Here is a 13727-nt window from a genome sequence, read left to right on the forward strand (position 1 = left end):
CTGTCGGTCACCCGGATCGGGGCGGGGTCGGATTCGACGTCATGCCGGCCGACTGGATCCGCTCCAGATCGGCACCGGCGCCGGTCAGCCAGGTCTCCACGTCCACCAGGTTGAGCGCGGCGGCCCGGGACTCGCCCGTCGCCAGCACACTCCGTACCCGGGCGTCGAAGTCCTCCGGTGGCGGCGGTGCACAGACCCGGCGACTGAGCCGGCCCGCGGCCAACTGCTCGGCCAGGTCGGCGTAGCCGCGCCGGAGCCGGCCGGCGAGTTCGTCGAGCGGCCCGGCCGCGTCCTCCACCCGGGTCAGCCGGGCGTGCGCGCCACGGCGCAGCCGGTACACCGCCCCGAGGTGCAGATGCTGGCCGGCGGCGAGCGCGGCCTGCCAGTTGACCGACGGCAGCCGGGGGTCGTCCCGCTCCAACTGGTATTGCAGGAACGACGCCTCGGCGAGGATCCACGCCTGTCGGGCCGCACCTACCGCGTCCTGGCGGGACGGCCGGCCGGCCAGGGTCCGGGTGACCTCCTCGGCCGCGGCGGCGCTGACCGCCAGATACCGGGCGATGGAGCGGCGCAGTTCCCCGCTGCCGCCCTTCGGCCAGAGCAGCAGGCCGGCCAGTACCCCGACCACCGAGCCGATCACGACGTCCAGCAGCCGTGCCCCGGCGATCTGTAGGCTCGCCGGACCGGCCTGGGCGAAGACCATCACGAACAGCACGGTGAAGAGCGCCTGCCCCCAGAGCTGCGGCAGCAGCGGCCCGATAGTGAAGGTCAGCACCATGCTCAGCGGCAGGGCCGCCAGCAGCAGCTCCGGGACTTCGCCCGCGCCGTACAGCAGCAGGCTGCCGACGGCGGCGCCGAGCAGGGTACCCAGCAGCACCGGACGCAGCGCGCTGCGGGTGTCGACGGCCGAGGTCCGGATCAGGGTGAGGATCGCCAGCAGTACCCAGAACCCGTGGTTGAGGTGCAGGAAGCCGGCGACCACCCGGGCGGTGGCCAGGGCGAGGGAGACCCGTACCGCCCCTTGCAGATAGACCGAGCGGGTCGTCAGGTGGAAGCGGAACTGCTGCCAGTAGAGCGCGAACGGCGAACGGTGGGCGTACCAGAAATCGTCCAGGCCCTGGCCGCCGGGTGACCGGGCCGGCGGGCGCAACCCGACGGCGATCCGGGCCGCGACGCCGAACGCGTAGACCTCGTCGGCGACCCGCAGGCTGACCGCCTCCCTGCGCAGTTGCGCCGGGCCGGAGGCGTCGGTCGGCGGCGCGGGTACGGTCGGCGGCCGGTCGTAGAGGTCCTTGATCCGTGCCTCCAGCTCGGTCAACCGGGTCATCTCGACCGCTCCTGCCCCGCCGCACAGCGTCCGGGCGGCGGCGTCCAGCACCTCCGCCGACTGCCGCAGCAGCCCGGCCAGTTCGTCGTCGCGGAGGTCGCCGAGTTCGTCGACGATCCGGTCCACGTGGTGCAGCAGTTGGCGCAGCAGCCGGTCGCCGTGCCGCAGCGCCCGGTCGCGCGGCCCGGCCGAGGCCGGCCGCTGGGTCGGCGGGATCCGGGCCAGCCACACCCCGTCCATCGCCCGCTCGGACGCCTCCTGCCGCCGGGATATCTCGGCCCGGTCGGCCGGCACCCCGGCGGGGAGCCCGGCCACCAGGTCGAGGCAGCGGTACACCGAGTGGGCCGCCTCACCGAGGCGCTGCCGGTAGCCGGGCGGTGTCGGATCGGGCCAGAGCACCAGCTCGGCGGTGATCAGCAGGGCCACCCCGAGCGTCACCCCGGCGAGCCGGGACGGCAGGGTGTCCGGTTGGTACGGCGGGAACGACGCCGCGATGTAGAAGAGTTGCAGCCCGGTGGCGAGGCCGAGGATCCGTGGCCCGCCCACGCCGGCGAACGGGATGACGAAGCCCACCACCAGCATGCCGGCCGCCGCGATCCAGGTGTTGACGGCGAGGAACGTCCCGACGGTGACCAGGAGCCAGGCGACCGGCAGCGCGGCGATCAGGGTACGGGCCCGCTGGGTGGGGCCGCCGGGCACCTGTGAGATGAAGCCGGTCGCGATCGCCCCGAAGAGGGTGTAGAGCCCGAGCAGCGGGTTGCCGAGGCCGTACGTGCCGCCGAAGAGTCCGGCGGCGGCGACCAGTGCGAGCCGGGCGCCCCGGCGGAGTACCCGGTAGTCCGGGTCCCGCCGACGCAGCCACTGCGCGACGCCGATCCTGGTCATGGGTGCCCTCTGCCGTCGCGCCCGGACCGGACCGCCGAGCGGGACGTGGCGGAGATCAGGGCAGCGGCGTTTCGCGGCCCCCGTGGCCGCCCGACCTCACCCTCTCACCTCCGTCGGCGCCCCGCCGACGCTTTCCGGCGTCCCACGGTCGGGACGGTCAGGCGGGCGAGAGCGGGGTGGACCGGCCGGGGTTGAGTCCGGTGCCGCCGAGGTCGGCCCGCCGGCCCGCCGCCGCGCCCTGCTCCAGGCCGCCGCCGAGCAGCCGGCGGGGTGCGGCGGTACGCAGTCGTGGGTAGGTCTCGGCGAGGCGCCGGTCGACCCGGTTCGACCGGTCGGCGAGGACCAGGGCCATCGAGGGGGCACCGGACGGGGCTGCCGAGGCGGCGGCCGCCTCCGCCCGGCGCAACCGGCCGGCGACCGCCGCGGCGAAGCCGGCCAGCCAGGACCGGCGGAACGCGGCCGGATGGTCACCCGGGGGTACCGGTGCGACCGAGATGCCGTGCGCGGCCTGCACCAGCAGCGAGGTGAAGAGCACCTCCACCCGTTCCAGGTCGCTGGCGAAGCCGAAGAGGTGCATGACGAATCCGCTGTCGCCGCGTCGGCGTACCGACCGGCACCGCAGCGCGTCGGCGACCCCGGCCAGCAGCCCCACCTTGTCCAGGGCGTACGGGGCGGGGATGTCGACGATCCGGTCGCCGACCGGATCGGTGCCCGGGTCACGGGCGGCGAGCAACGCCCGGTCGACCCCGTACCGCGCGATGAGTTCGGTCGCCTTGGCGGTGAACGCCTCGGCCTCGGCCGGCGTGCAGGCCGGGTCCTCCGCCTTGGCCAGCAACTTGCGGACCTTGCTGAGCATCGCGTCGGACATGCACCAGAGCTATCACACCGGCCGGTCGGGTGCCCCCTGGACAAACCGGCCGAGGAGCATGCAAAGATGGACGTCGATGAAGGCTCTATCCGGCACGGTGCCGCAGCGTCGCGACGGCCGACCCGGCGAGGGTGAGCAGGCATTCCGGCAGCTGCCCGTCGGCGAGCGCGGCACCGAAGAGTGCGGCTCCCGTGTCGCCGTCGGCGTTGGCGTACGCGCTGACGAACCGGGCCACCCAGCGCGCGTCGTAACCCGCCTCGTCGATGCCGGGGAAGTCGAGGGTCCACGCGCCCCGGGGCACACCGTCGCCGACCATGGTGGCGGCGAGGCACCAGGCCACCTCGTAGGCACCCGCGACACCGGACCGGTCGACCACCGCGTCGAACGTGCCGACCACGCCGTCGCTGTCACCGGCCAGCGCGGAGGTGAGCACCGCGGTGGCGTCATCCAGCGTCTCCTGCGGAACGTCCGTCACGTGCGGAAGGGTATGCCGCCAGGTCAAGCAGCGTCCGACAAACGGCATGAACGCTGCCTAACCAGGATGATAGTGCCCCTCGATCGGCAATTGACGGTCGACCGCGGGCGCGCGCCGGAACCAGGCGCGCTAATCTGCGCAACGGATCTCCGGGGAGGAAGGACACCCCCATGCTCGAATTCCGCGGCACCCGCCGCGCCGCCCTGTCCGCCGCGGCCTGTGCGGCACTGCTGCTTGCCGGCTGCGGCTCGGACGGCGACGGCGAGGCCGGGCAGGCCGAGCAGACCCGGCCGACCCAGGTCCGGCTGTACGGCACGGACGGCAACATGCAGAACTCCTTCAAGGCGGAGTTCGACCAGCAGACCGGCCTGCTCAAGGGCATGAAGGGAACCACGCCACTCACCCCGCTCTCCGAGGACTTCAAGAACCGGCTGTTGCGGAAGGACCCCAAGCTCTCTGACTTCCTCTACGCCGCCGAGTCGTACGACGCCGTCGCGATCAGCGCGATCGCGGCGCAGCTCGCCGGCTCCACCGACCCGGCCGAGATCGCCAAGCAGATCGTCGGGGTCACCACCGGCGGCGAGCACTGCGACTCGATCGCGGCCTGCCTGCAACTCGCCCGGAACGGCACCGACGTCGCCTACCGGGGCGTCTCGCTGAAACGGGGTGGCTTCACCGACGTCGGCGAGCCCTCCACGGCGAGCTACGCGACCCTGCACTTCGGCAGCGACGAGCAGCTCGACAACGGCAAGACCGAGTTCCTCGGCGCCGGTGACGAGTCCACCGCCAGCGTCAAGAAGCCGCCGGCCGGCAAGAAGCAGACGAGGGCGGTCGAGGAGCGCAGCGGCGCGCCGTTGAAGCTCGGTGGACTGCTGCCGCGCACCGGCGACCTGGCGCTGGCCTACCCGCCCATGGTGGCGGCCGCGACGCTGGCGATCGAGGAGGTCAACGCCGCTGACGGCGTACTCGGCGAGCCGGTGGTCTGGGTCGACGGCGACGACGGCACCAACCCGAACACCGCGAAGGCGACGGTGGCGCAGCACGTACGCGCCGGGGTGCACGTGATCATCGGGGCCGGTGGCTCCGGCATCTCCCGGGCGGTACTCCCGGACGTGATGGCCGCCGGACTGGTGCTCTTCTCGCCGAGCAACACCGACGCCGGGCTCAGCACCGTGGAGGACAAGGGGCTCTACTTCCGGACCGCCCCGTCGGACATCCTCCAGGGGCGGGCGCTCGCCGACATGATCCTGCGGGACGGGCCGAACCGGATCGCGCTGGTCGCCCGGCAGGACTCGTACGGCGAGGGCCTCCAGGGCAACGTCCGGGCCGAACTGGAGCGGGCCGGGCACGGCTCGGACCAGGTGCGGCTCTTCAACTACGAGGTGAAGGACGGGCCGGACGCGCCGCCGGTGGACTTCACCAAGGGCGCCCAGGAGATCAAGGAGTTCGGCGCCGACGCGATCCTGGTGATCGGGTACGGCGAGTCGGCGAGGGTCATCGAGGCGCTCGCCGCCGCCGGGGTGAGCATCCAACAGCAGTAGTCCCGCCCCGGGCCCGCCGCCCGGGGCTTCCGCCCGGTACGCCGTCGGAGTGGCACACTTCCGGGAGTCGCCGGGCGGGCTCGTCGCCCTAGCGTTACCCCTGTGTCCGACGGTCCCGTCGGGCACAGGGAGACCGGGGAGGTACGAGATGAGCTACGACGGCGACCCCAGCGCGCTGGGTGAGGCCCTTCCGGAGCAGGAGCTGCCCGGCGTCGACGACCAGCAGGGTTTCGGCCCGGCGGTGGAGCTCACCCCGGACCCGCTCTCCCCGGACCCGCTCTCCTCGGACCCGCTGGCGGCCGACGGGCTGGAGGCGGGCGACGAGCCCGCGCCGGTCACCTCCGTCGTCACGCACTACGCGGACGGCATCACCGAGGTCGCCACCGACCTCGACGGCGACGGCTACGCCGAGCTGCTCGAGTTCGACGTCAACGGCGACCGGGTGGCCGACGTGCGCTACCAGGACACCGACTGGGACGGCCGGCTGGACAGCGTCGAGCGGGACTCCGACCTGGACGGTCGGGTCGACCAGGTGCTGGAGGACAACGACGGAGACGGCCGGGTCGACTCGGTGGTCACCGACACGAACCGGGACGGCGTGGTGGACCGGGTGGTCGCGGACGCCGACTTCGACGGGCGGCCGGACACCTGGATGACCGACAGCGACTTCGACGGGCGGCCGGACGAGATCCGGGTCGACCCCGACGAGGACGGTCGGGCCGACCGGCTGATGCTGGACACCGACCACGACGGCACCGTCGACCAGGTCAACTACCAGGACCGGCAGACCAACCCGTACGTCACGAACTGATCGCGGCGGACCGGCCCGGCGGGCGGCTACCCCGCTCGGTGCCGCGCCGGATCCGTCCGGCTTGGCTGCCTCTGCCCCGGTCGACCCGGGTGGCGCCGCACCCCGGTCGGCATGCTCGGGGGCCCACGGGGGTAGTGCGAGGTGGCACAGTGCGGTAGTCGTGTCGGGGAGGTTCTCGTGGGTGTCCGGGCGGCACGCGAACCGAGGGTTCCGGCGTGGCCAGACTTCAAGCTGACGGAAGGGCAACAGATGAGCGAGTCGCAGGAGACCGTCGACACCCGCGGTGACGAACGGATCGAACTGCTCCGGGCGGACGCCAACCAGGACGGCAAGACCGACGTCTGGGTGGTCGACACCGACGGCGACGGCAAGCCGGACCTCTTCCAGTTCGACACCGACGGCGACGGCAAGGTCGACATCACGATGGTCGACGCCGACGAGGACGGCAAGCCGGACGAGGTGGTGGACGGGGACGGCGGGCACCCGCCGACCGCCTGACCGGCGGCAGACCGACAGACATCGGCCATGGCGGCGGCTCCTGCGGGTACGACGACCCGGGGAGCCGCCGCCACCGTCTTCGGGTACCCCGCCCCGGCCGACGGATGCGGCCCTGCCCAGCCGGGCCGGTAGCGGCGCACAACGAGTCGATCTCAGTTCAGTCATGATCAGGTCACGAAGTCGCCCCTGGTGACAAATCACTGCCCGGCACGCCAACCTTTCGCTCGCCCTCGCGCGCTTCGCAGCCAGGAGGGGCGGCGACCCACGCCGCCCTCCTCGCCCATGGGGGAGAAGCAGAACGATGAGGCTGGTGTTTCGGCGTGCCCGGGGAGCGAAGAGTCTGCTCCTGGCGGCCACCGGGGCGACCCTGATCGCCACCGCCCTGCTCACCGGGCTCGCCGGCTACAGCCAGGAGGTGGTCGACTCCGGCACCGAGCGCGCCGTCGCGTCCGCCTCCCAGGAGGAGCGGTCGATCCTGGTACGCGGCACCGCCGGCAGCACGCCGGAGAGTCTCGCCGAGCGGGACGCGGCGGTACGGTCCCGGTTCGTCGACGGCTTCGGCGGAGTACCGGCCGGCGTCTCCGGTGCGGGGTACGCGGCCGGGCGGCAGTTCGCCGGCCGCACCGGCAACGCCGTACCCGACGCCCAGGGCCTGGTCTTCGCCCGGGTGGTGTTCCTCGACGACCTTCCCGGGCACGCCCTGCTGACCGACGGCGCCTGGCCGAGCCCGGGCCGGCGGCCGGTGCAGACCGCGCTCGCCGAGCCGGTAGCGAAGATCCTCGGAGCCGGGGTCGGCGACCGGATCCCGATCACCGACCGGGTCACCGACCGGGTGACCGAGGTGACCGTCACCGGCGTCTGGCGACCGCGCGACGTCCGGGACCCGTACTGGCGGCTCGTGCCCGAGGTCACCGACGGGGTCGCCACCGGATCCGCCACGTACGGGCCACTGGTCGTCGACCGGGCCGACTTCCTCGACCACTTCATCGCGAACGCCTCCGCCGGCTGGCTGGTCGAACCCGACCTGTCCGGCGCGACGACGAACTCGCTGGGCCGGCTGAGCAAGGCCGCCGACCGGACCAGGGCCAGCCTGCCCACCGAGACCGGGCTCGGCAGTTCCGGACTGGTCACCACACAGCTCGGCGAACTCGTGCAGCGGCTGGAGCGGGCCGGGCTGGTCGGCCGGTCGGCGCTGGTCACCCCGATGCTGCTGGTGGTGGTCCTCGGCGGGTACGCGCTGCTGCTGGTCGCGCTCCTGCTCACCGAGCAGCGTCGGGGCGAGGCGGCGCTGCTCCAGGCCCGGGGCGCCGGCCGGGGACAGTTGGCCGGACTGGCCGCCCGGGAGGCGTTGCTGGTCGTCCTGCCGGCCGCCGTGATCTCACCCGTACTCGCCACCGAGCTGGTCCGGCTGGCCGACCGTACCCCGATGCTGGCCGCCGCCGCGCTGCACCTGAGCCCCCGGCTCGACGCCCGGACCTGGCTGATCGCCGGGCTGGCCGCGCTCGGCTGCGCGCTGGCGATGCTCGGCCCGGCACTGCGTCGCGCCGGCAGCTACGTCGGCGAGCTGGCGAGCCGGTCCCGGCCGAGCCGGCGGACGATCGCCCAGCGCGCCGGGCTGGACGTCGCGCTGGTCGCGCTGGCGGTGCTCGGCTGGCTGCAACTGCGGCAGTACTCCTCCCCGCTCGCCGGTGCCCGCCCGGACGGCACCCTCGGGATCGACCCGCTGCTCGCCGCCACCCCGACGGTGGGGGTGTTGGCCGGCGCGGTACTCGCGCTGCGCGGCCTGCCCCCGATGGCCCGGCTCGCCGAGCGGTGGGTCGACCGCCGGTCCTGGACCGGCACGATGCTCGGGATGTGGCAGGCCGGCCGCCGGCCGCACGCCGGCCCGGTGCTGCTGCTCGCCCTGGCGGTGGCGGTCGGCACCCTCGCCTGGTGCCTGGCCGCCACCTCGGAGCGGTCCCTGACCGACCAGGCCGACCACCAGGTCGGCGCCGACCTGCGGCTGGTCGAGGCGAGCGGGGTCGCGCCGCCGGCCCGGGCCGGCCAGCTCGCCGCACTGCCCGGCACCGAACTGGCCCTGCCGGCCTGGCGGGACACTCCCCGGCTCGGCACCGACGCCCTGCCGGCCGGAATGGTCGCGCTGGACGTCGCCGAGGCCGAACGGGTCGTCCGGCTCCGGAGCGACCTGGTCGACGGCGGCGCCGCCGGACTCTTCGCCGGGATGACCGACGCCCGGCTGACCGCCCCGGTCGTGACGCTTCCGCCGCAGACCCGCCGGCTGACCGGTCAGATCACCACCACCGGCACCGGCGGCTCCGCCCGCGTCCCGGTCCGGACCGCGGCGGTGCTCACCGAGCCGCACGGCGGGCACCTGCGGATCCCGCTCGGCGCGAGCTACGACGACACGCCGCTGCGGTTCGACGTGGAGCTGCCGGCGGGCGACGACGGGCCGCCGACACTGGCCGGCTTCGCGGTGGACACCCTCGGACCTCCCGGGTACGTCGTCGACTGGCAGCTCACCGACCTGCGGGCCGTCCCGGCCGGCGGCGCCGGGACCGCCGTACCGCTCGCCGACGGGCGGGACTGGCAGGCGGTGCAGCGCTCCGGCAAGACCGAACCCGCGACGGCGGGACCGCGCGGGCTGACCGCGCAGCACCAGTCGTCCCCGTCGGGGGGCTGGGCGGGCGTCAGCTCGTCCGTCTCGTTCGCCGTGACCGTCGCACCCGAGCAGGGGCAGGTGCCGGTGGTGGCCACCCCGGAGGCGCTGGCGGCGCTGCGGCTGGGCGTCGGCGAGCAGACCGTACTCGTGCTGGCCGGCGGAGCCGTCGACGTACGGGTCACCGGTACGGTCGCCGCGCTGCCCGGCGTACCCGAGTCGGCCGCGCTCCTGGTCGACCTGCCGTCGCTGGCTACGGCGCTCTTCCATCAGCGGGGTGTCACCTCCGCGCCCGAGGAGTGGTGGCTGACCACCCGCCCCGACCAGCACGCCGAGGCGGCCCGGGCGGCGGCCGGACTCGGCGGGCTCCAGGTCGCCGACCGGGTGGAGGTGGCCAGCCGCTCGGGTGAGGACCCGTACGGCGTCGGCGCCCGCGCCGCCCTCTTCGCCGCCGCGCTCGGCGCCATCCTGCTCGCGGCGGTCGGCATCACCGTGGACGTCCGGGCCACCGCCCGACGCCGGGTCACCGAGCTGGCCGTGCTGCACACCCTGGGCGCCGGCCCCCGGCTGCTGGCCCGGTCGCTCCTGGTCGAGCAGGCGTTCCTCGCCGGCATCGGCGTGCTGGTCGGGCTGGCGGTCGGCATCGGCGTGGCCGCCACGATGGCCCCGCTGGTCATCCTCACCCCGTCGGCACAGCGGCCGGTACCGCTGCCGCTGCTGGACGTCGCCTGGCTGCCGGCCGCCGGGACCGCCGCCGTGCTGCTGCTGCTCGCGCTGGCGCTGAGCGGGTTGACCGCCGCCACCATGCGGCAGCGGCTGGCCGCGGCCCAGCTCCGGATCGGGGAGGACCGGTGAACGCGGAACCGGTGGAGAGCAACTCGGGACCGGTGGAGGGACGGGACGCTGTGCGGGAAACACCGGTGACGAAGCGGGCCGGAGGTCGACTGCCGGGGCCGCTGCGCCGGGCCCGGGTCTTCGCCGGCTATCTGGGGCTGCTCGGCGTACTCGGGCTGGTGGCGGCGCTGCTGGTGACCGGGGCGCCCCGGCTGGCGAACGAGTTCGCCGACGACGGGATGCGACACGACGTACGCGAGCTGCCGTACCAGGTCCGGGACCTGACCTTCAGCGCGTCGTTCAACCCCACCGAGGGCCCGCCCGCCGGGGTGGCGGCGGGCTGGCTCGACCGGTTCCGGACGCGGTTGCCCGGACCGCTGCCCACGCTGGTCGGTCAGCAGTGGTTCGCCGGCCGGATCGGCCCGAAGGACCTGAGCGTGGCCGGCGACGCGCCGTCGCTGCGCGGGACCTGCCGGCCGGAGCTGCAACTGCGTGGCCAGGCCGACGTCGAACGGGAGCTGCGGGTCGTCGAGGGACGCTGGCCGGCCTCCCGCAGCGGGGTCGAGGCGGCGCTGTCCCGGGAGGCCGCCGACCTCCTCGGGCTGCGGGTCGGCACCCGCGTCGTGCTGGGCGGCGGGGGCACGGCGCGGGGCTCCGTCCCGGTCCGGATCGTCGGGGTGTACGACCCGATCGACCCGGCCGCGCCGGCCTGGGACGCGATGCGGATCGCCGAGGTGCCCTGCCCGGACCCGACCGCCGGCACCACGCACCGGGTGACGCTGCTGACCGACCTGGACGGGATCACCGCCGCCGGCCAGGTGCTCGGGATCGGCTACGAGTGGCGTTACCGGGTCGACGAGGAGCGGATGACCACCGCCGACATCCCGGAGGTGCTGACCGCGGTCGCGGCGAGCCGGCGTACGCCGCCGGACCGTGGGCTGGTGCTGGCGACCGGCCTGGACAGCGGCCTGAGCAGGTACGACGATCAGCTTCGCGCGGTGCGGGCGCTGCTCGCGGTGGTGCAGGCCGGCATCCTGGCCACCCTGCTCGGGCTGGTCGCCCTGGCCGCGGGGCTGGCGGTGCAGCGCCGCCGGGAGGAGTTCACCCTGCTCCGGGCCCGTGGCGCCACCGCCGTGGAGATCGGTGCCCGTACCCTGCGGGAGACCGTCGCCGTGCTGCCGCTCGCGGTACTCGCCGGCTGGCTGCTCGGTCGGTTGGCGCCGGGTCGCCCCGCCGGAGCCGAACCGCTCGGGGTCGCGCTGGTGGTCGTCGGCACCACCCTGGCCATCCCGCTGCTGGCGATGCTCGGCCAGCGCCGGGCGAGCTTCGTGGGCCGGCGACGGGACCTGGTGCGGCACCGCCCGTCGGCACGCCGGCTGACCGCCGAACTCTTCGTGCTGCTGCTCGCGGTGCTCGGCGTGGTACTGCTGCGACGACGCGGGCTGAGCCAGGACAGCGGGATCGACCCGTACCTGGTGTCGGTGCCGGTGCTGCTGGCGGTGGCCGCCGCGCTGGTGGCGCTGCGGCTGGTGCCGTGGCCGCTGCGTCAGGTGGGTCGGATCGCCGCCCGGGCCCGTACGGTCGTGCCGTTCGTCGGCCTGGCCCGGGCCGGCCGGGGCGCGCCGGTGACCGTCGGGCCGCTCGCCGTGCTCGTCGTCGCGATCGCCACCGGCGTCTTCACCAGCGTGGTGACCAGCACCGTCGGCGAGGCCCGGGACCGGGTCACCGACCAGGAGGTCGGTGCCGACGCCCGGGTCGTCGGCTCCTACTCCGACCGGGCCACCGCCGACCGGCTCGGCGCGTTGCCGGGGGTGGCCGAGGTCAGCCCGCTGGCGGTCGAGGTGGGCCAGCCGCTGCGTTCGCCGACTCCGAACATGCTGGGCGGGCGTGACCTCGGCCAGACCCAGGTGTTGGTGGTGGACGGGCCGTCGCTGGCCCGGGTGTTGGCGGCGAGCGGCGTCGACGTGAGCGTGCCGGCCGGGCTGACCGCGCCGGGGCGGATCGACGGGCCGGTGCCGGCGCTGGTCTCGCCGGAGGTGGCCGAGGCGGTCGGTGCCGGTGCGGTCACCGAGGTGCAGGGCCGCCGGTACGAGTTCCGGGTCGACGGGGTGGCGTCCGGCTTCCCGGGTCTGGCGGCCGACGTACGCCGGTTCGTGGTGCTGCCCTGGCAGGCGCTGCCGGTGCCGGAGTTCCAGCCGATCCGGTCGAACCAGTTCATGGTGGCCGGGGAGGGTTTCTCGGTCGCCGAGCTGACCGCGACGGTCGACACCGCCCAGCGGGAGTACCTGGCGAAGGTGCTGGCGCAGCCGGTCGAGCGGGTACGCCCGCAGACGTCGGTCACCGTCACCACCTGGGCACAGCACCGGCAGGCGCTGGAGCGCAGCGGCGTCAACCGGCTGCTCAGCTTCGCCTTCGGCACCGGGGTGGCCGGGGCGACCGCGTTGGCGCTGCTGGCGGTCGGTTTCGCCGTACTCGCCGAGGCGCCGGGCCGGGGCCGGATGCTGTCCCGGCTGCGCACGATGGGGCTCTCCGGGCGGCAGGGCCGAGGGCTGCTCGTCTACGAGCTGGTGCCGTTGATCGGCGTCGCGGTGCTGACCGGTGGAGTGGTCGGGGTGGCGCTGCCCCGGCTGCTCGGGCCGGCGTTGGGGCTCGCCGGCTTCACCGGCGGCCTGCCGGCCCGGATCCACCTGGATCCGCTGCTGGTGGTCGGCGTACTGCTGCTGGTCGTGGTGGCGCTGGTCGCCGCCCTCGGTGTCGAGAATCTGGTCAACCGGCGGATGCGCCTCGGCGAGGTGCTCCGTCTCGGAGAGGAGAACTGATGGCCCGGAGAGGGGACGAGAACTGATGGCGAGTCCGACGACTGTCACGGCGGCGCCCGATCTCGCCGTACTCCAGCGCAGGGCCGCCGAGCGGGCGGCGGCGCGGGCCGGCGGCGAGGACCGGCTGCGCGGACACATCGTCTGCGACGGGCTGGTCCGGATCTTCAAGACCGAGGGCGTCGAGGTGGTGGCGCTACAGGGGCTGGACCTGGTGGTCGACCGGGGCGAGCTGCTCGCCATCGTCGGCGCCTCCGGCTCGGGCAAGTCGACGGTGCTGAACATCCTCTCCGGGCTGGACGTGCCGACCGCCGGGATCGCCCGGGTGGCCGACTTCGACCTGTTGACGATGTCGCCGAAGCGGCGGCTGCGGTACCGCCGGCACACCGTCGGCTTCGTCTGGCAGCAGACCGCCCGCAACCTGCTGCCCTATCTGACCGCCCGGGAGAACGTGGAGCTGCCGATGCGGCTGGCCCGGGGGCTGCGCGGCCGGGCGGCCCGCGAGCGGGCGACGGAGCTGCTGGAGATGGTCGGCGTCGGCTACTGCGCGGACCGCCGGCCGGACCAGATGAGCGGCGGCGAGCAGCAGCGCTGTGCGGTGGCGGTCGCGGTGGCGAACGACCCGGAGGTGCTCTTCGCGGACGAGCCGACCGGCGAGCTGGACGAGGCGACCGCGGCCGAGGTCTTCGGCGCGCTGCGCACCATCAACGCCGAGCTGGGCGTCACCATCGTGGTGGTCACGCACGACCACGCCGTCTCGTCCCAGGTCCGCCGGACGGTCGCGATCCGCGACGGGCGGACCGCCTCCGAGGTACGCCGTTCGACCCGGCTCGGCGCGGACGGCGTCGAGGAGCTGGTCACCGAGGAGTACGCGCTGCTGGACCGGTCGGGTCGGATGCAGTTGCCGGCCGCCTTCGTCGACGCGCTGAGCCTGCGCGACCGGGTACGGCTGAACCTGGAGCCGGACCACGTGCAGGTCCGGCCGGGCGGCACCGGGGACGGGGAGCGGCCGTGAC

9 protein-coding genes are annotated in these 13727 nt (G+C 74.6%); 6 read left to right on the forward strand and 3 right to left on the reverse strand.

What is annotated here, in order from left to right:
- Positions 1-7: 7 nt before the first annotated feature.
- The 3 genes from C6361_RS32235 to C6361_RS32245 all read right to left on the reverse strand — a co-directional run bounded on the left by C6361_RS32235 (position 8) and on the right by C6361_RS32245 (position 3555).
- Positions 8-2212, reverse strand: coding sequence for an FUSC family protein (locus C6361_RS32235; RefSeq protein WP_107270050.1), 2205 nt, complete (start codon positions 2210-2212; stop codon positions 8-10).
- Between the two features lie 157 nt (positions 2213-2369).
- Positions 2370-3080 carry a DUF2786 domain-containing protein gene (locus C6361_RS32240; protein WP_107262665.1) on the reverse strand — a complete coding sequence of 237 codons (711 nt, stop codon included), beginning with the start codon at positions 3078-3080 and terminating at the stop codon, positions 2370-2372.
- An 85-nt stretch (positions 3081-3165) separates the two neighbouring features.
- Positions 3166-3555 (reverse strand): hypothetical protein, encoded by a 390-nt coding sequence (locus C6361_RS32245; protein ID WP_101368637.1) that lies wholly within the window; start codon positions 3553-3555, stop codon positions 3166-3168.
- A gap of 170 nt (positions 3556-3725) precedes the next feature.
- Between C6361_RS32245 and C6361_RS32250 the strand changes: the two genes are divergently transcribed.
- From C6361_RS32250 to C6361_RS32275, 6 genes are all read left to right on the forward strand, one after another.
- Positions 3726-5096 carry an ABC transporter substrate-binding protein gene (locus C6361_RS32250; protein ID WP_107262664.1) on the forward strand — a complete coding sequence of 457 codons (1371 nt, stop codon included), beginning with the start codon at positions 3726-3728 and terminating at the stop codon, positions 5094-5096.
- Between the two features lie 148 nt (positions 5097-5244).
- A complete protein-coding gene (locus C6361_RS32255) occupies positions 5245-5907 on the forward strand; it encodes a hypothetical protein (protein ID WP_107270051.1) in 663 nt (220 codons plus the stop codon).
- Between the two features lie 249 nt (positions 5908-6156).
- Positions 6157-6405, forward strand: a complete 249-nt coding sequence (locus tag C6361_RS32260; protein WP_199853141.1) for a hypothetical protein — start codon at positions 6157-6159, stop codon at positions 6403-6405.
- Between the two features lie 301 nt (positions 6406-6706).
- Positions 6707-9916 carry an ABC transporter permease gene (locus C6361_RS32265; protein ID WP_107270052.1) on the forward strand — a complete coding sequence of 1070 codons (3210 nt, stop codon included), beginning with the start codon at positions 6707-6709 and terminating at the stop codon, positions 9914-9916.
- Positions 9913-12714, forward strand: coding sequence for a permease (locus C6361_RS32270; protein WP_107270053.1), 2802 nt, complete (start codon positions 9913-9915; stop codon positions 12712-12714). The genes C6361_RS32265 and C6361_RS32270 overlap by 4 nt, the downstream gene beginning before the upstream one ends.
- 25 nt (positions 12715-12739) lie before the next feature.
- A complete protein-coding gene (locus tag C6361_RS32275) occupies positions 12740-13726 on the forward strand; it encodes an ATP-binding cassette domain-containing protein (protein WP_107270054.1) in 987 nt (328 codons plus the stop codon).
- The last annotated feature ends 1 nt before the right edge of the window (position 13727 follow it).

The organism is Plantactinospora sp. BC1 (assembly GCF_003030345.1).
In the GTDB taxonomy this organism is placed as follows: domain Bacteria; phylum Actinomycetota; class Actinomycetes; order Mycobacteriales; family Micromonosporaceae; genus Plantactinospora.